A 17,644-nucleotide genomic window follows, 5' to 3' on the forward strand; every position below is an offset into this window, starting at 1 on the left:
GCGCCCGCGCCCGCTTCCGGGGCCCGGGTTGCGCCCGCGCCCGCTTCCGGGGCCCGGGTTGTGGCCGCTCCCGCACCCGCGCCGGTTGGCGGCGCCGGCCCCGTTCCCGACGCTCGCCCTGGTCACCCTCGCGCCTGCTCTCTGGGCCTGGGCTGGGCCCGCGCCCGCTTCCGGGGCCTGGGTTGTGGCCGCGCCCGCTCCCGCACCCGCGCCGGTTCGCGGTGCCGGCCCCGTTCCCGACGCTCGCCCTGGTCACCCTCGCGCCTGCTCCCTGGGCCTGGGCTGGGCCCGCGCCCGCTTCCGGGGCCTGGGTTGTGGCCGCGCCCGCACCCGCACCCGCGCCGGTTGGCGGCGCCGGTCCCATTCCCGACGCTCGCCCTGATCACCCTCGCGCCTGCTCCCTGGGCCTGGGCTGGGCCCGCGCCCGCTTCCGGGGCCTGGGTTGTGGCCGCGCCCGCTCCCGCGCCGGTTGGCGGCGCCGGTCCCGTTCCCGACGCTCGCCCTGGTCACCCTCGCGCCTGCTCTCTGGGCCTGGGCTGGGCCCGCGCCTCTTCCGGGGCCTGGGTTGTGGCCGCGCCCGCTCCCGCACCCGCGCCGGTTGGCGGCGCCGGTCCCGCTCCCGACGCTCGCCCTGGTCACCCTCGCGCCTGCTCCCTGGGCCTGGGCTGGGCCCGCGCCTCTTCCGGGGCCTGGGTTGTGGCCGCGCCCGCTCCCGCACCCGCGCCGGTTCGCGGCGCCGGCCCCGCCCCCGAGGCCCGCCCTGAGTACCTCACCGATCACCCCCGCGCCTGCCGCTCTCCGCCCCCGCGAGCGCTCCCGCACAATGTGCATATGACACTCACCGTCGGCTTCGACCTCGACATGACCCTCATCGACTCCCGGCCCGGCATCCACGCCTGCTACCTGGCGCTCGCCGAGCGGACGGGCACGTTCATCGATGCCGACCTTGCCGTCACCCGGCTCGGGCCGCCGCTCGCGGAGGAGCTCGTGCACTGGTTTCCGGCCGATCGGATCGAGGCCATGAGCGACCTCTACCGGTCCATGTATCCGGCCATCGCCATCACCGCGACCCCCGCGATGACCGGCGCCCGCGAGGCCATCGCCGCTGTGCGCGAGGCCGGTGGGCGGGCGGTCGTCGTGACCGCCAAGTACGAGCCGAACGCCGAGCTGCATCTCGCGCACCTCGGCATCGAGCCCGACGCGCTCATCGGCAACCTGTGGGCCGAGCAGAAGGCGGTGGCGCTGCGCGAGCAGGGCGCGAGCGTGTACGTCGGCGACCACGTCGGAGACGTACGCGGCGCACGGACCGCCGGCGCGCTGTCGGTGGCCGTGCCCACCGGCCCCTGCGACGCCGCCGAGCTGCGCGAGGCCGGTGCGGACGTCGTCCTCGACGACCTCACCCACTTCCCGGCCTGGCTGACCTCCTACTCGGCGGAGGTGGCCGCCCGCGCCTGACGGCGGCCCTCGGCCACCGACCGGAGCACACCGGCGCCCGCGACGAGGAAGCCGACACCCATCAGCATGCTCAAGCCGAACATGAACGTCGGGAATGGCGTCGTGCCGAGGAGGAATGGGGCCACGGTGACCAAAGTGGCCACCGCACCGACGAAGAACACGATGGCACCGGCTCGGATCAGCCGATCTCCGGCCGCGGCGGAATTCGCTTGGGTTTTGTCACGCACTCGACCAGGGTAGTTCCCTGCCCGAAGGAACAACCCGGTGACGTCTTGTCACCCGCCTGCCGACCACTAGCCTTGGTACTGGCGGGTCCAGCGACCCGCCCGAGTGCTGTCAAGACCCGCATTTTTCCGACGAGTATGAGGACGAGGAACAGACGTGCCTACCGGCAAAGTCAAGTGGTTCAACAGTGAGAAGGGCTTCGGCTTTCTCTCCCGCGACGACGGCGGTGACGTCTTCGTCCATTCCTCGGTTTTGCCCGCCGGAGTCGATTCCCTCAAGCCGGGCCAGCGCGTGGAGTTCGGAGTTGTCGCCGGGCAGCGCGGTGACCAGGCGCTTTCCGTGGTGATCCTGGACCCGACCCCGTCCGTCGCGGCGGCGCAGCGCAAGAAGCCCGACGAACTGGCCTCCATCGTCCAGGACTTGACGACCGTCCTGGAGAACATCACCCCGATGCTGGAAAGGGGCCGTTACCCCGAGAAGGCCTCGGGCGCGAAGATCGCCGGCCTGCTGCGGGCGGTCGCCGACCAGCTGGACGTGTAAGCCGGGAAAGTGGTCCTCGGGGGTCTCGGGGATTTCTAGGGGAAATCGAGTGCGTTCGGGCCGAGGGGCGGTACCAGTCCCTCGGCCGCCGCGCGTGTCAGCAGTCCCCGCACCGCCGCATAGCCGTCCTCGCCGAGGTCGGCGGTGAACTCGTTGACGTACAGCCCGATGTGCTGGTCGGCCACCTTCGGGTCCATCTCCTGCGCGTGCTCCAGGACATAGGCCCTGGAGGCCTCCGGGTCGTCCCAGGCGGCGCGTACGGACGTCCGGGCGGACCGGGCGAGGAGTTCCAGCGTCTCCGTCCCCAGCGAGCGCTTGGCGATGATCGCGCCGAGCGGGATCGGCAGCCCGGTCGTGGCCTCCCAGTGCTCGCCCATGTCCGCGAGCTTGTGCAGCCCGTAGTTCTGGTACGTGAAGCGCGCCTCGTGGATGACCAGCCCCGCGTCGACCTTCCCGTCCCGTACGGCGGGCATGATCTCGTGGAACGGCATCACGACGACCTCCCCGACCCCGCCGGGGACCGTGTCGGCGGCCCACAGGCGGAACAGCAGATACGCCGTCGACCGCTCACTCGGCACCGCGACCGTACGCCCGGTCAGGTCGGCCCCCGCCTCCCGCGTGAGCACCAGCGGACCGCAGCCCCGCCCCAGCGCGCCCCCGCAGGGCAGCAGCGCGTACTCGTCGAGGACGTACGGCAGCACGGCGTACGACACCTTCAGTACGTCGAACTCGCCGCGCTCGGCCATGCCGTTGGTGATGTCGATGTCCGCGAAGGTCACGTCGAGCGCGGGCGCGTCCGGCACCCGGCCATGCGCCCAGGCGTCGAAGACGAAGGTGTCGTTCGGGCAGGGCGAGTACGCGATCCGCAGCGGCTGTTCAGTTCGTGGGCTCATGCGGGTTCCAACTCTCCAGTACCGGTGCGAGCTTCCCGAAGGCCTCGGTGAGGGCCGTGAGCGCGTCTCCGATGCGCCAGGCGGCGCGGTCGCGGGGGCCGACGGGGTTGGACACGGCCCGGATCTCCAGTACCGGCACACCGTGCGCGGCGGCGGCCTCGGCGACGCCGAAGCCCTCCATCGACTCGGCCAGCGCACCGGGGTGGCGGGCGCGCAGTTCGGCGGCGCGTTCGGCGGTGCCGGTGACGGTGGAGACGGTCAGGACGGTGCCGGAGCGGGCGCCCGTCACGGCCGTGAGGTCTCGTACGAGTGTTTCCGGTGGACGGTGGGTGACGGTGCCGAAGCCGAGTCCGGTGACCGGCACGAAGCCGTCGGGGGTCTCGGCGCCCAGGTCCGCGACGGTGATCTCGTCGGCGACGACCAGCGAGCCGACCGGTGCCTCCGGCTGGAAACCGCCGGCGATGCCCGCCGAGACGACGAGGCCGTACGGGGTGCCGCGCAGGGCGGCGGTGGTGAGCGCGGAGGCGACGGACGCGGCGGAGGCGGCGGGCCCGACCCCCGCGGCGATGATGTCGACAGCCCCGCCGTCGGAGCCCTCAAACGCCTGTGCCACCGCGTCCCGTTCGACGGGAACCGCGGTGGCGACCAGTACGCGTACTGGTACTCCTGGCGTCGCCGGAATCGTCAGGAGTCCTTCTTCAGCCTGAACGACCAGAGGCCGTTGACCTCGTTCTCGCCCTCCTTGACGGAGACGAGCGTCGAGTTCCCCTGGGCGCCGTACTGGGCGTTGAAGAACACGCTGCCCGGGATCGTGCGGTACGTCTTGGTGCTGGAGTCGGTCAGCGGCTGACCGTTCAGCAGGATCGTCCAGCCCTTGTCGGCGATCTCCGGGTCGACACCGAAGCGCACGGTCTCGTCCGGGTCGACCTTGATGCTCTTGATGTCCTTGTCCTTGAGGCACTCGGCCACGTCGGCGGTCTTCAGCTCCTTGCCGTCGTCGTAGCAGGAGGCCTCCGAGTTCACCGAGGAACGGCCGACGGTGATCGTGGAGATCGGCGTCGGCTTGTCGCAGGCGGACAGGACGAGCAGTCCGGCACCAACGGCGCCGACGGCGGCAACAGCGCGGCGACGGCGCGCACTGGAAGCGGAACGCATCGAGGTCATGGCCGAAGGTTATCGGGCGCCCGCGACAGGGTTGTCACGTGGGTACGGCGTGCCGGGCGTCGGGCGGGGCCGGGCGGGAGGCGTCAGGCGACGCGGGGGTGGGCCCGTCCACCGTGGCGGGCCGAGCCGACCAGGCCCTTGATCGTGGTCAGCCACCCCGCGGCGACGATCGCGGCGGCAACCCCGAGCCCCAGTTCACCGATCAGCGGCAGCGCGATCCCGACCGCGCCGCCGAGCACCCAGGCCATCTGGAGCAGCGTCTCCGAGCGGGCGAACGCGGAGGAGCGGACGAGTTCGGGGACGTCCCGCTGGATCAGCGCGTCCAGGGACAGCTTGGCGAGGGCCTGGCAGAACCCGGCGACCGCTGCGAGGCACGCGACCAGGGCGGCGCCGAAGAAGACCGCGGCGACGATCGTCGCGCAGAGGACCACTCCGACGACAGTCACGATGATCAGTTCGGGCGCGCGTTGCTTCACGGCGGCCCCGACGGCCGTGCCGAGCGCGTTGCCGGCGCCCGCCGCGACGGCGACCATGCCCAGCGACCACGCGGCGCTCTCGCCGGTCAGCGGATGCTCGCGGAGCAGGAAGGCGAGGAAGAAGGTGAGGAAGCCGGAGAGGCAGCGCAGGGCCGCGTTGGCGCCGAGGGCGTGGGTGACGGCCGTACCGACCGTACGCAGTCCGGGTCGCTTGACGGGGTGCAGATGCGGGCCGTGCAGATGATCCTCGTCCGCCGCCAGCAGGGCGGTGTCCTCACCCTTCGCCGAGTCCACCTTGGCCGGGAGCGTGAAGGACAGGAACGTACCCGCGATGAAGATCACGAAGGCGCCGTAGAGCGGCCAGCGCGGACCGAGGGCCTGGAGCCCCGCCCCTATGGGAGCCGCGATGCCGGTGGCGAGCAGGCCGCTGAGCGTGACCCGGGAATTGGCCTTGACCAGGGAGAAACGGGGCGGCAGGAGGCGGGGTACGACGGCGCTGCGGACCACGCCGTACGCCTTCGAGGCGACCAGGACGCCCAGCGCGGCCGGGTACAGCTCGATGCTGCCGGTGGCGACCGCGCCGGCGAGCAGCAGGGCGAGCAGGGCACGGGCGAGCATCGCGCCGGCCATGGCGGCGCGGCGGCCGTGCGGGAGGCGGTCGAGGAGAGGGCCGATGACGGGGGCGAGGAGGGTGAAGGGCGCCATGGTGATGCCGAGATAGATGGCCACGCGCCCGCGTGCCTCGTCGGTGGGGACGGAGAAGAAGACGGTGGAGGCGAGGGCGATGGTGATCATGACGTCGCCGGCGCCGTTCACCGCGTGCAGTTCGATGAGTTTGCCGAGCCCGGATTCCCCGGCGCCGTGCGCGTGGGTGGCCTTGCGGATGCCCCGGGCGGTTCCGGTCACCGGGAAGTGCAGGGCACGGCCGACCGCACGTACGGACCCGTTCATCCGGTCCCGTACGCCACGCCGGCCGCCCTTGGCGCCGGTGCCGCTCCGGTTGCTCCCCGCGGCCCCGCCGATTCCGGTGGCGCCGTGGGGCGACCTCTCGGTTGCCACTCCGCCATAGTGCCCCGAGAACGGCGTATCTAGTGCGGTTACCGCGCGTATAGGGGCCGAGTGGGGTCGGGGAGGAAGGGGTTGGAGGAGATCGGAGATGGTCGAGGACGGTGACGGAGGGGCGGACGCGTCTCTCGGACTGTTCGGGTGGGGTGTTTTCCGGCCATCTGGAGCTGGGAAGGGTGGGGTGAGAGGCGGGTGGAAAAGGGGGCCGGAGTTGCCACGGTTCGATGTCGGTCGTCGAGAACCGTCCCGTCGGTGTGGGCCCCGGGCGCTGGAGAAGGTAGCGTGCGTAGCGCGCAGTGGCGGTTGTTCTCGGCCGCGCGCCTCTCGGCCATCCCGCAGAATGGATGACGTAGGTGCGCCCGAGCGCGATCGGGCGCGAACGTTGACGCGGCCCTCTGGTCCGCTCCGTTCGCAACCGTTCGCACCCCGTCGGGACGGGCGCACTCGTGAGACGGCGTAGGAGAGAAGCGATACCTGTGAGCGCAGCGACAACGCGAAGCCGCACCCCCGACCGCCTGTGCGCCGAGGCCGTCGACCTCGCCCTTTCCGCGGCGGAGGAGGCGGCGGCGCCAGGCGTGGTGGGTGAACACGCGGGCCTGATCTCCGAGGGGGACCGGGTCGTCACGCACTTCTTCGAGTGCAAGGAGTTCGGCTACCGGGGCTGGCGCTGGGCGGTGACGGTCGCCCGGGCGTCGCGGGCCAAACTGGTCACGCTGGACGAGGTGGTCCTCCTCCCCGGCCCCGACGCCCTCCAGGCACCGGAGTGGGTGCCGTGGAGCGAGCGGCTGCGTCCCGGGGACCTGGGTCCCGGGGACCTGCTCCCGACGGACGCGGAGGATCTGCGGCTGGAGCCCGGCTACACGGGCGAGGACGAGCCGCTGCCGAACTCCGTGCTGGTGACGAGGTCGGCCTCGGTGGAGCTGGCCGCGGATCTGGCGGACGCCGAGGACGCGGACATCACGCCGGGCTCGCCGGCCGACTTCACGGTCGTACCGGCCCGCGGTTCGATCGCGGCGGTCGCCGAGGAACTGGGCATGCGCCGGGCGCGCGTCCTGTCGCGGTACGGCCTCCACACGGCCGCCGACCGCTGGGAGGACGCCTACGGCTCCAACACCCCGATGGCCCAGGCCGCGCCGGCGACGTGCGTGAGCTGCGGTTTCCTCGTGGCGATCGGCGGTTCGCTCGGCCAGGCGTTCGGCGTGTGCACGAACGAGTTCGCCCCGGCGGACGGCCGCGTGGTGTCCCTGGCGTACGGCTGCGGAGGCCACTCGGAGGCAGCGGTCATGCCGACCCCGCCGGTCCCGCCACCCCCGGTGATCGACGAAACAAAGGTCGACCCCTTCCCCCTCCGCCCCGCAGCGGACTCCGGCTCGGTCCCGTCGACCGAGGGCGACGAGTCGACGGCAGAACTGGGCCACTCGTAGAAGTGCAGGACGGCAAGCAGATCCCCGCGCCCCCTTTTGATTGGGGGGCGCGGGACCTGCCTGCTTTTTAGGGGCGCGGGGAACTGCGCGACAAGCCCCCACCGCCCCGCAGCGAACCAACTACCTCCCCCACGGAGTCAGTTCTTGCCGCTGCCACTGTTCACAATCACAGGCGTCCCATTCGAAGACGTCCCACACGGCACCGCATACACCGGATTGGCCTTCGCGGCCTCCCTGTAAGCCTCGATGCACTGGTTGAACAACACCTTGTCACTCAGCGACTTCGCCAGAATCTCGTTGGCCCGAGCAATCCCCTCCGCCTCGATCCGCCGCCGCTCCGCCTCCGCCTTCGCCGTCCGCGCCGCCTCGACGGCCCGCTCGGTCGCCTGCTCCTGCTGGATCTTCTTGTCGATCTGGTCCTGGAGCTTCTCCGACGGCCGCACATTGCGCAGATTGACGTTGGTGACGTCGATCCCGCGAGGCTCCAGCCGCGCCTTGATGAGCGCGGCGATCTCCGCACCGATCTGCTCGCGCGCGGAGGTGTAACCCTCCTCGCTGGTGTGCTTCGCGAAGACGTTACGGATGATCTCCCGGCTGTCCGGCTCCACCAGCCGCTCCTGCACGGCCTCCTCGCTGCCCGCCAGCCGGTACAGCTCGACCGCTCTCGCCGGGATGACGGCCCACTTGATGGTGAGGTCCGCGTACAGCACCCCGCCCTGCGCCGAGCGGACCTCGACGACGTCCTTGCCGAATAGATCGAGATCCACGGGACGTGTGGAGAAGGACGTGACGTCGGTGAACGGCGACTTGAACTGGACGCCGGAGGTGATCGGCTTCCCCACGTTGCCGAAGGTCACCGGTACCCCGACCTCGTAGGCGCTCACGACATGGACGCACGCGAAGACACCGGCGAGCACGGCCGCGACGGCGCTGAGCACCGCCCCGATCTTCCAGCCGCCGGAGTCCTGGGTCCGGCCGACGAAAAACAGCACGACCGCCGCTATGAGCAGCAGTATGGACAGCACGAACACGGAAATCCCCCCTGAGGACAGGTACCTGACATGTGGAACCTGGTAGGTGGATCGGCGCCGATTCGGGCGCGACCCGCACGAATGGTAAGGGGCGCCGGTTACCCGGCATCCGTCCCAGGGGACATGTGTGGCCGCGCGTGTGGCCGCATGTGTGGCTCGTGGGTAAGGAAGGACAGGTGGGCGGGCGCCCTCTCCCGCGCGCGGTACCTTCTTGCTCACGCCGATGAGGAGAGTGAACGTACGTGAGCAAGTTCGTGCGACCGGCAGCTGAGGGCGCGGATCCTTTCGGTACGGCCCGGCTGCGCCGGGGTGTTCTGGACGCGTGGGCCACCAGCCCCGCCCGGTTCCGTGAGGACGCCAACGCCGAGGAGGATCTCGTCCTCGGCGGGTACCGGGACCGGCTTGTCGTCGAGCTCGCCCAGAACGCCGCCGACGCCGCAGCGCGGGCCGGGGTGCCGGGCAGGTTCCGGCTCACTCTGCGCGAGGGCGTCCTCGTCGCCGCCAACACGGGCGCCCACTTGGACGCCACCGGTGTGGAGTCCCTCTCGACGCTGCGCGCCTCCGCGAAGCGGGACGCCGAGGACGGCCAGGGCGGTCAGAACGGCAAGGGCGCCGGCGGCGCCGTCGGACGGTTCGGTGTCGGGTTCGCCGCCGTGCTCGCCGTGAGCGACGAGCCCGCCGTCGTCGGACGGCACGGCGGTGTGCGGTGGTCGCTCGCCGAGGCCCGCGAGCTGGCCGCCGAGACCGCCCGGCACAGCCCCGGGCTCGGTGACGAGGTCCGGCGGCGTGACGGCCATGTGCCGCTGCTCCGGCTCCCGTTCGCCGCCGAGGGCACCGCCCCCGCGCCGTACGACACGGCTGTCATCCTCCCGCTGCGCGACCCCGCCGCCGAGGATCTCGCGGAACGGCTGCTGAACGCCGTCGACGACGCGCTGCTGCTGACACTGCCCGGCCTCGAAGAGGTCGTCATCGAGGTGGGGGAGCGGGCGCCTCGCACGCTGAGCCGCCGCACCGAGGGCGCCCTGACCCTCGTGGAGGACTCCCGGGACGGTACGAGCCGCTGGCGTACCGCCTCCGCGCACGGCCCCCTGGACGCGGCCCTGCTGGCCGGGCGGCCGGTCGAGGAGCGGCTGCGTCCGCACTGGTCGGTCACCTGGGCCGTGCCCGTCGACGCGGACGGGGCTCCCGTGCCGCCCAGGACCAGTCCCGTCGTGCACGCGCCGACGCCGAGTGACGAACCGCTGGGCGTACCGGCGCTGCTCATCGCCTCCCTCCCGCTGGACACCGCCCGCAGGCATGCCGCGCCCGGCCCGCTCACCGACTTCCTGGTGCAGCGCGCGGCCGACGCGTACGCCGAACTCCTTGCCGACTGGCGCCCGGTGGGGGAGGGCGTCATCGCGCTCGTGCCCGGCCCGCTGGGGAAGAGCGAGCTGGACGGGCAGCTGCGTCAGGCGATCCTCGAACGGCTGCCGCGAACCGCCTTCCTGCCGCCCGCACTTGACCCGGGCGACGACGACGAACTGCCCTCCGCGCTCCGCCCCCGGGACGCGGAGGTCGTCGAGGGCGCCGGGGCCGACACGGTGCGTGTCCTTGCCGAGGTGCTGCCCACGCTGCTGCCCGCCGGGCTCGAACGCCGGGTGGAGCTGCGGACGTTGGGCGTCGCCCGCGTCCCCCTCACCGACGCCGTCGACCGGCTCGCCGGCCTGGAGAAGGCGCCCGAGTGGTGGCACCGGCTGTACGACAGCCTGGCCGGCGTCGACCCCGACCGGCTGACCGGGCTGCCCGTGCCGCTCGCTGACGGGCGTACGACCATCGGCCCCCGCCAGGTACTGCTGCCCGCGGGCGGTGAGGCGCAGGGGCCCGCCCCCGAGACGCTCGCCCGGCTCGGCCTCAAGGTCGCGCACCCGGACGCCGCCCACCCGCTCCTGGAGAAGCTCGGCGCCCTCCCGGCGACCCCGCGTGCCGTTCTCACCACCCCGCAGGTGCGGGCCGCCGTCGCCGCCTCCCTCGACGAGGACGCCGCCGGCCTGTCCTGGGACGACGAAGACGCTCCGGACGCCGAGGAGTTGGCCGACACCGTCCTTGCCCTCGTACGGGACGCGGGCCTCGAGCCCGGTGACGAACCCTGGCTCGGCGCCCTCGCACTCCCTGACGAGGAAGGCGAGTTGGCGCCCGCCGGTGAACTGGTCCTGCCCGGCAGCCCGTTCGCCGAGGTGATCAGGGAAGGCGAACTGTCGTCGGTGGACGCCGAGTTGGCGGAGCGGTGGGGTGAGCAGCCGCTCGCCGCGTGCGGGGTCCTGGCGAACTTCGCCCTGGTCCGCGCCACCGACGTCGTCCTCGACCCGGACGAACTCGAGCCCCGGGACAGTGACTTCGCCGAACCCGACGACCCGGGTCTGCTCGACGCCGTGGACGTGTGGAGCGAGGACATCCTCGACCGCTTCCCCGACTCGCCGGTGCCCCCCGTCGCCACGGAACTCGTCGCCGTACGGGACCTGGACCTCGTGGACGACGACCGCTGGCCCCAGGCCCTCGCCCTCCTCGCCCAGCCGCCGCTGCGGGACGCGATCGTCCAGCCGGTGCGCGTCCTGCTGCCCGACGGCACGCATGAACTCGTACGCCCGTACACCGCTTGGTGGTTGCGCGGAAACCCGGTCCTGGACGGGAGGCGCCCGGCCGGCCTCCTGGCGGCGGGCGGCGACCCACTCCTGCGGGGCCTGTACGAGGAGGCCGACGCGACCGGGTTCGACGACGAGCAGGTGCTGCGGGCGCTGGGCGTACGGACGTCGGTGGCCGCCCTCCTCGACGAGCCGGGCGGCGCGGCCGAACTCCTGGACCGCCTCGCCGACCCCGAACGGGAGGTGAGTGGCGCTCAACTGCACGCGCTCTACGGGGCGTTGGCCGACCTCGACCCGGAACAGGTCACGCTGCCGGACGACCTGCGGGCCGTGGTCGACGGGCACGTGGAGGTGGTGGACGCGGCGGACGCCGTGGTCGTCGACTCACCCGACCTGCTGCCCTTCACGGCGGGGGTGCCGCTGCTCCCCGTACGCCCGGCACGGGCCGCCGAACTGGCGGAGCTGTTCCAGGTACGGCGGCTGAGCGAGTCGGTGACGGGCGAGGTGACGTCGGAGGGCTCGGAGCACGACGTACCGGAGTCGGTACGGGTGCTGCTGGGTCCGGCGACGCCGGCCACGTACGTCGAGCACGAGGAGCTCGTCGTCGACGGCGTGGAGTTGGACTGGCGCAGGACGCGGGACGGGGTCCTCCACGCGGCGACCCTGGAGGGCGTCGCGGCCGCGCTCGCCTGGGCGGCCGGCCAGTGGCCGCGCCGGTTCGAGGTGGCGGCGCTGCTCGAGGATCCGTCGAGGACGACGGAACTGGCGCGGGACCGGTGGTTCGACTGATCGCCGGCCATCGGCGAACCGAACAGAAACGGTAACGGGCGCACAAAATCTCCGCCCCTGGGGCAACATTCCGCCACTTCCGTACAACCATCCCCACCCGTCACGGATCTGATCTGGCGAGTCAACAGACTCCAAGATCACTCGGGCCCGGGTGCGACCGCGTGCCGCACGGATGAGTTCCGTGCGGCCCCGCACCACCGGGCCCCCTTTCTCCACCTGGGGAAACGCATGCGCATTCGTGCCACTGTGGCCGCCGTCACCGGCGCCCTGGCCATCTCCGCCTTCGCCGTGCCCGCCGCGCAGGCCGCCACGGCGCCCGACGTCACCTTCACCAAGGTGACGGTCAACAACGGCAAGCCGATCGTCGTCCGCGCCACGGGGACCACGTCGGTGCCGGTGACGTACACGTTCAAGCACGGGGCGGGGCAGAGCATCGCCGCGAACAAGCTGCTCACCGGGCCGGTCCTCTACGTCGGCAACACCGTCGACGTGACGAAGATCCGACTCGGCGGCGACGAGCCGGGAACCTGCACGGCCACGTCGTCGACCGTCGCCAGCTGCAAGGGCTTCATCGACCTGCACGCCAGCGGCGAGGACGCCAACCTCTACAACACCGACGCGCGCAAGTGGAGCGTGGGCGCCATCGCCCTCACGAACACGGGTGGCATCAAGACCCAGGGCGGCCTCGGCCTCGCCCAGCTCCTGTTCCACTCGAAGCTGAGCACCACGGACGCGACCCCGGAGCCGGTCAAGAAGGGTGCGACGATCACGGTCAAGAGCGCGCTGACCCGCGCGAACTGGCAGACCCACAAGTACGTCGGCTACGTCAACGCCCCGGTGGCGCTCCAGTTCCAGAAGAAGGGCACGAGCGCCTTCGTCACCGTCAAGACGGTCAAGGCGGGCGCCGCCGGCACCCTGAAGACCACGGTGACGGCAACGGTCGACGGCACCTACCGCTACGCCTTCCTGGGCTCGACGACGACGGCGCCTGCGGCGGCGGGCGGCGACTACGTCGACGTGAAGTAGCCACCGACCAAACCAAGGACGGTGCCGCCCAGCCGGGGCGGCACCGGCCTAATGGGGGCCGAAATCCAGGGCGCACGACAACTGGGTGTGCAGATCTCCCGTGGAGCGAATCGCCGAGCCGTCGATCTCAACCCTCATGAGTTCTCCTGTGCAGCTGAATCGACAGCCCGGCGGCGGTGACGGAGATTCGCCCGACAGTCGCATCCTTTGCAGGTGGGCTGGTGATGGTAACGAATTACCACCCGGCGCAGGTCTGCGTACATCGAGTCAGTAGACTCGCCGGTCACTTGGGCCTCGTGTGATGGCAAGCCGCGAGGACGACCACCGTCGGCCCCTCTGTTCGACTTGGGGAAACGCATGCGCATACGTGTCACCGCCGTCGCCGTCGCCGTCACCGGCGGTCTGGTTCTCTCCGCCCTTGCTGTGCCGGCCGCCTCGGCGGCCGACGCGCCGTACGCGCTCAACGCCTCCTTCTCCGGTATCAAGATCAACAACGGTAAGTCGATCGTGGCCGGCACCACCGGCACCCTCACCGTGCCGATCACCTACACCCTCACCCACGGCACCGACGTCGACCTCACCGCCGAGGACTTCTTCACCGACCTCGAGCTGTACTACGGCGCCTCCTACTTCGACTCCGACGCCGGGCTGTACGGCAACGACTGGGCCCACTGCACCGCCGCCTCGCCAACCGTCGCCCACTGCACCCAGTCCATCGTGGTCCACCCGGCCGAGGACCTGTTCAACTCCACCGCCGGGAAGTGGAAGGCGTACGCGTACGCCCGGGCCCTGAACAACCAGGACCCGGGCAGCGACGACTTCGACGTCACCAAGACCGGGGCCGTCGAGAAGGACGGCATCGTGGGCCCCAGCGTCCTGCGCGCCGCGAAGCTCTCGGTCAACGCCTCCCCGGAGCCGGTCAGGAAGGGCGCGACCATCACCGTCACCGGCAAGCTGACCCGCGCCAGCTGGGAGGCCGGCACCTACGGCGGCTACGGCAACCAGGCGGTGAGGCTGCAGTTCCGTAAGAACGGCACCAGCACCTACACCACCCTCAAGACCGTCAGGACGGCCGCGAACGGTGACCTGAAGACCACCGTCACCGCGACCGTCGACGGGTTCTACCGCTACGTCGCCGCCACCACGACGACCACCTCGGACGCCTTTGCCGCACCCGACTTCGTCGACGTGCGATAGCCGTTGTGCAAGGCGTGCGCAAAATCATTGCTCATCCGCACAACCAACCACTGCCCCCACGAATCTGATCATGGGGGCCAACAGGCTCCACGATCACCTTTCTCCACGTGGGGAACACGCATGCGCATACGTGCCACTGTGGCCGCCGTCTCCGGCGCCCTGGCTCTCTCCGCTCTCGCCGTACCGGCCGCGCAGGCCGACGTCCACGCCTCCGGCGGCGACACCAACTACCGCGCGAGCGTCGCGAAGGTGCTGGGCGGCAAGTCCGCGTTCGTCACGTCGCCCGTCGACGACGGCGTGCCGTACGAACTGAACGTCTCCTTCTCCAACCTCAAGGTCGCCAAGTCGATCACCGTCGCCGCCACCGGCCACGTCGTCGTCCCGGTCACCTACACGCTGACCCACGGCACCGAGGTCAACATCAAGGCCCGCGACTTCATGAGCGGCCCCGTCCTCTACGAGGGATCCGGCCTCGAGTCCGAGGACACGGTCGGCATGCTCATGGGCGAGAACCCCGCCACCTGCACGGCCACGTCGACGACGGTCGCCAACTGCAAGGCCAACATCGACATCTACCCCGCCGAGGGTGACCTGACCGTCTTCGACGCCGGGAAGGTCTGGTCGGCCGGCGCCATCGCCATCGCCCTCAACGGACAGGACCTCGAGAGCGAGAGCGTCGACCCCTCCAAGATCGGCATCAAGCAGCAGGACGGCCTCGGCACCACCACCGTGCGGCGCCTCGCCAAGCTCACCGTCAACGCCTCCCCGGAGCCGGTGAAGAAGGGCAGGACCATCACCGTCACCGGCAGGCTCACCCGGGCCAACTGGGACGGCGCCAACTACACCGGCTACGGCAACCAGGCGGTGAAGCTGCAGTTCCGTAAGAACGGCACCAACACCTACACCACCGTCAAGACCATCAGGACCGCCGCGAACGGTGACCTGAAGACCACCGTCACCGCGAACGTCGACGGTTTCTTCCGGTACGTCGCCGCCACCACGTCGACCACCTCGGACGCGTACGCCGCGCCCGACTTCATCGACGTTCAGTAAACGCCGTATGCCATAGGCGTACGGCTCACGCCGGGAAGCGGCGGTCCACCCACCTCCAAAGGATCTCCAGGGTGGCCGCCGCCACCGCCGCGATGCCCACCGCGATCCACGGCATCGTCACACCCACCAGCTTCAGCGCGAAGAACTCCTGGAGCGACGGTACGACCAGCACCAGCAGGAACCCCGCGCCCATCGACGCGACCAGGGCGATCCGCCACCAGGTGTAGGGGCGGGCGATGATCGCCAGTACCCACATGGAGATCAGGAACAGGGTGAGGGTCGCCGCACTCGTCTCCGCGTCCAACGCGCCCTCGCCCGTGTAGTGGTGACGGGCGATCAGGTACGTGGCGAAGGTCGCGACCCCCGCCAGTACGCCGCCCGGGATCGAGTAGCGCATCACCCGGCGTACGAAGTGGGGTTTCGCGCGTTCCTTGTTGGGGGCCAGGGCGAGGAAGAAGGCCGGGATGCCGATCGTCAGGGTGGAGAGCAGGGTCAAGTGGCGCGGCAGGAAGGGGTATTCGACCTGCCAGCAGACCACCAGGACGGCCAGGAGTACTGAGTAGACCGTTTTTACCAGGAACAGGGTTGCCACGCGTGTGATGTTGCCGATGACCCGGCGGCCCTCCGCGACCACCGAAGGCAGCGTCGCGAAGCTGTTGTTGAGGAGGACGATCTGCGCCACGGCCCGCGTCGCCTCCGAGCCCGATCCCATGGCCACGCCGATGTCGGCGTCCTTCAGGGCCAGTACGTCGTTCACGCCGTCGCCCGTCATCGCCACCGTGTGTCCGCGTGACTGCAACGCGCCCACCATGTCCCGCTTCTGCTGCGGGGTGACCCGGCCGAAGACCGTTCCTTCGTCCAGCGCCTTCGCCATCTCCGGTGTCTCTGTGGGGAGTTGGCGGGCGTCCACCGTCGTGCCCGTCAGGCCCAGCTTGCCCGCCACCGCGCCCACCGACACCGCGTTGTCGCCCGAGATGACCTTGGCGTCGACGTCCTGCTCGGCGAAGTAGCGGAGCGTGTCCGCCGCGTCGGGGCGCAGACGCTGCTCCAGGACGACCAGGGCGGTGGGGGTGGTGTCGCTGGCCACCTCCGGGTGGTCGAGGTCGCGGGTCGTACGGGTGAGGAGGAGGACGCGCAGGCCGGCCTGGTTCAGACGGTCCGTCTCGGCGAGGGCCGGTGCGTCGGCGGGGGCGGTGGGGGAGAGGAGGACGTCAGGGGCGCCCAGCAGCCAGGTGCTCATCTCCCCGTTGCCCTCGCTGAACGACGCCCCGCTGTACTTGCGGGCCGAGGAAAACGGCAGCGACTCGGTGCAGCGCCAGTCCTCGCTGTCCGGGTAGGCGTCGATGATGGCCTGGAGGGAGGCGTTCGGGCGCGGGTCGGACTCACCGAGGGCGCCCAGGACACGTCGTACGTATGTCTCGTCGCTGCCGTTGAGGTAGCGCAGCTCGGTCACGTCCATGCCGCCCTCGGTCAGGGTGCCCGTCTTGTCCAGGCAGACCGTGTCGACGCGCGCGAGGCCCTCGATCGCCGGCAGCTCCTGTACGAGGCAGTCCTTGCGGCCGAGCCGGATGACGCCGATCGCGAAGGCGACGGACGTCAGGAGGACGAGACCCTCGGGGACCATCGGGACGATGCCGCCGACCGTACGGGCGATCGAGTCCTTCAGGTCGTTGTCCTTGACGACCAGTTGGGTGATGCACAGGCCGATCGCGGCCGGCACCATCATCCAGGTCACGTACTTGAGGATCGTCGAGATGCCGGTACGCAGCTCCGAGTGGACCAGGGTGAAACGGGAGGCCTCCTCGGCGAGCTGGGCGGCGTACGCCTCGCGGCCGACCCTCGTCGCGGTGAAGGCGCCGCCGCCCGCGACGACGAAGCTGCCCGACATGACCTGGTCGCCGCGCTGTTTGACGACGGGGTCGGCCTCGCCGGTGAGCAGCGACTCGTCGATCTCGAGGCCGTCGGCCTCCACGCACTCGCCGTCCACGACGATCTTGTCACCGGGGCCGATCTCGATCAGGTCGCCCAGGACGAGGTCGGAGGTGCTCACCTGGGCGGCGACGCCGTCGCGGCGGACCGTGGGTCTGGCTTCACCGATCACGGCGAGGGAGTCGAGGGTTTTCTTCGCCCGCCACTCCTGGATGATGCCGATGCCGGTGTTGGCGAGGATGACGTACCCGAACAGGCTGTCCTGGAACGGGGCGACGAACATCATGATCAGCCAGAGGACGCCGATGATCGCGTTGAACCTGGTGAAGACGTTGGCGCGGACGATCTCGGAGACGCTGCGGCTGCTGCGTACGGGGACGTCGTTGACCTCGCCGCGGGCGACGCGTTCGGCGACTTCGGCGGCGGTGAGGCCGGGGGCGCGGGGGCTGTCGCCCGCGGCGCCTTTGCCGGGGGCTTTGGCTGGGGTGGCGCCGGTAGGGGGGCGGGGGACGGGGTGCACAGGATCGAGTTCGGCGCCGGCGTCGATGTGCGTCATGTGTTCGACGGTACGTGCGGATTTGCGGCTTCACCTGGTGAGTGCACCAAAGATCCGACCTGGGGAGGAGGGGCGGGGTGGGGAATCGTGCGGTGGGTGTACTCGGGGGTGCGTAGGGGTTTGCGGCAGGGTGCGGTGGGTGGGGGGCTTGTTGATCTCGCCCCCGCCGCCCCTACCCGTCCCATCCTGTCCCTGGGGGCTGT

The 17,644-nt window shown here is 71.0% G+C and carries 14 protein-coding genes; 7 read left to right on the top strand and 7 right to left on the bottom strand.

The window, feature by feature from the left end:
* Positions 1 to 831 precede the first annotated feature (831 nt).
* Complete coding sequence (locus tag ABZ855_RS13375; RefSeq protein ID WP_360805686.1) at positions 832 to 1,455, top strand: haloacid dehalogenase-like hydrolase; 624 nt, start codon at positions 832 to 834, stop codon at positions 1,453 to 1,455.
* Here the strand turns inward: ABZ855_RS13375 and ABZ855_RS13380 are convergent.
* Positions 1,425 to 1,682 (bottom strand): hypothetical protein, encoded by a 258-nt coding sequence (locus ABZ855_RS13380; protein WP_360805689.1) that lies wholly within the window; start codon positions 1,680 to 1,682, stop codon positions 1,425 to 1,427. The two genes, ABZ855_RS13375 and ABZ855_RS13380, sit on opposite strands and share 31 nt — an antisense overlap.
* Positions 1,683 to 1,836: 154 nt before the next feature.
* Here ABZ855_RS13380 and ABZ855_RS13385 point away from each other — a divergent pair, with 154 nt between their 5' ends.
* A complete protein-coding gene (locus tag ABZ855_RS13385; RefSeq protein WP_189145246.1) occupies positions 1,837 to 2,220 on the top strand; it encodes a cold-shock protein in 384 nt (127 codons plus the stop codon).
* Positions 2,221 to 2,255: 35 nt separating this feature from the next.
* Here ABZ855_RS13385 and ABZ855_RS13390 read toward each other — a convergent pair whose 3' ends face one another.
* From ABZ855_RS13390 to ABZ855_RS13405, 4 genes are all read right to left on the bottom strand, one after another.
* A complete protein-coding gene (locus tag ABZ855_RS13390) occupies positions 2,256 to 3,113 on the bottom strand; it encodes a 1,4-dihydroxy-6-naphthoate synthase (RefSeq protein ID WP_360805693.1) in 858 nt (285 codons plus the stop codon).
* Entirely contained in the window at positions 3,097 to 3,828 is a 732-nt protein-coding gene (locus ABZ855_RS13395) for a futalosine hydrolase (protein ID WP_360806267.1), read from the bottom strand. The genes ABZ855_RS13390 and ABZ855_RS13395 overlap by 17 nt, the downstream gene beginning before the upstream one ends.
* A complete protein-coding gene (locus ABZ855_RS13400; protein WP_360805696.1) occupies positions 3,798 to 4,277 on the bottom strand; it encodes a DUF2771 domain-containing protein in 480 nt (159 codons plus the stop codon). The genes ABZ855_RS13395 and ABZ855_RS13400 overlap by 31 nt, the downstream gene beginning before the upstream one ends.
* Positions 4,278 to 4,360: 83 nt before the next feature.
* On the bottom strand, positions 4,361 to 5,812 hold the full coding sequence (locus ABZ855_RS13405; protein ID WP_360805699.1) for an MFS transporter: 1,452 nt from the start codon (positions 5,810 to 5,812) through the stop codon (positions 4,361 to 4,363).
* Positions 5,813 to 6,294: 482 nt separating this feature from the next.
* Between ABZ855_RS13405 and ABZ855_RS13410 the strand changes: the two genes are divergently transcribed.
* A complete protein-coding gene (locus ABZ855_RS13410) occupies positions 6,295 to 7,242 on the top strand; it encodes a DUF3027 domain-containing protein (protein ID WP_360805702.1) in 948 nt (315 codons plus the stop codon).
* 137 nt (positions 7,243 to 7,379) lie between these two features.
* On the opposite strand, the gene ABZ855_RS13415 is transcribed toward ABZ855_RS13410, so the two are convergent.
* Positions 7,380 to 8,267: a prohibitin family protein gene (locus ABZ855_RS13415; RefSeq protein WP_360805705.1), complete on the bottom strand. Its 888-nt coding sequence runs from the start codon at positions 8,265 to 8,267 to the stop codon at positions 7,380 to 7,382.
* 248 nt (positions 8,268 to 8,515) lie between these two features.
* Between ABZ855_RS13415 and ABZ855_RS13420 the strand changes: the two genes are divergently transcribed.
* The 4 genes from ABZ855_RS13420 (at position 8,516) to ABZ855_RS13435 (ending at position 14,956) form a co-directional block, all read left to right on the top strand.
* Positions 8,516 to 11,680, top strand: a complete 3,165-nt coding sequence (locus ABZ855_RS13420; RefSeq protein ID WP_360805708.1) for a molecular chaperone Hsp90 — start codon at positions 8,516 to 8,518, stop codon at positions 11,678 to 11,680.
* 228 nt (positions 11,681 to 11,908) lie between these two features.
* A complete protein-coding gene (locus ABZ855_RS13425; RefSeq protein WP_360805711.1) occupies positions 11,909 to 12,706 on the top strand; it encodes a hypothetical protein in 798 nt (265 codons plus the stop codon).
* A gap of 357 nt (positions 12,707 to 13,063) precedes the next feature.
* The gene (locus ABZ855_RS13430; RefSeq protein ID WP_360805714.1) at positions 13,064 to 13,903 is read left to right on the top strand and encodes a hypothetical protein; all 840 of its coding nucleotides are present in this window, start codon (positions 13,064 to 13,066) and stop codon (positions 13,901 to 13,903) included.
* Positions 13,904 to 14,023: 120 nt separating this feature from the next.
* A complete protein-coding gene (locus ABZ855_RS13435; protein ID WP_360805717.1) occupies positions 14,024 to 14,956 on the top strand; it encodes a hypothetical protein in 933 nt (310 codons plus the stop codon).
* A gap of 25 nt (positions 14,957 to 14,981) precedes the next feature.
* Here ABZ855_RS13435 and ABZ855_RS13440 read toward each other — a convergent pair whose 3' ends face one another.
* The gene (locus ABZ855_RS13440; RefSeq protein WP_360805720.1) at positions 14,982 to 17,441 is read right to left on the bottom strand and encodes an HAD-IC family P-type ATPase; all 2,460 of its coding nucleotides are present in this window, start codon (positions 17,439 to 17,441) and stop codon (positions 14,982 to 14,984) included.
* Between the last annotated feature and the right edge of the window lie 203 nt (positions 17,442 to 17,644).

This window comes from Streptomyces sp. NPDC047042 (genome assembly GCF_040644035.1).
Lineage (GTDB): Bacteria > Actinomycetota > Actinomycetes > Streptomycetales > Streptomycetaceae > Streptomyces.